The 321-nt window shown below is 45.8% G+C and carries 1 protein-coding gene; it reads right to left on the reverse strand.

What is annotated here, in order from left to right; translation table 11 throughout:
- A partial coding sequence (locus RM706_RS16470) for a Calx-beta domain-containing protein (RefSeq protein ID WP_311353365.1) occupies positions 1-311 on the reverse strand: 311 nt, incomplete at its 3' end.
- Positions 312-321 lie beyond the last annotated feature (10 nt).

Raw genomic sequence — 321 nt, forward strand, 5'->3', positions numbered from 1 at the left:
GTATCCTCGATGATCATATCGTCCACGATATTGATGGTCACCGATTGTGTATCACCTGAAATTGTTCCGGCAGGGAATGTTACGAAGGTATCCGTATTGGCTACCGTATAATCATCAGGGTTGATAGCGGTATTATCGGTTACATTGAAATTTACGTTGAAAGCATCCTGTACGGTATTACCGGTATAAGATATCACGAAGGAGGCAGTACCTGCATCCTCATTGACGGTAAAGTCGGCTACTGCGATACCTTCTGTAGGGTCGTTGCCATCGTTATCCGTAATGGTGCCCACGGCCGTATCGTCAAGCATGTTGATACCT

The organism is Croceitalea rosinachiae, assembly GCF_031846445.1.
Taxonomy (GTDB): domain Bacteria; phylum Bacteroidota; class Bacteroidia; order Flavobacteriales; family Flavobacteriaceae; genus Croceitalea; species Croceitalea rosinachiae.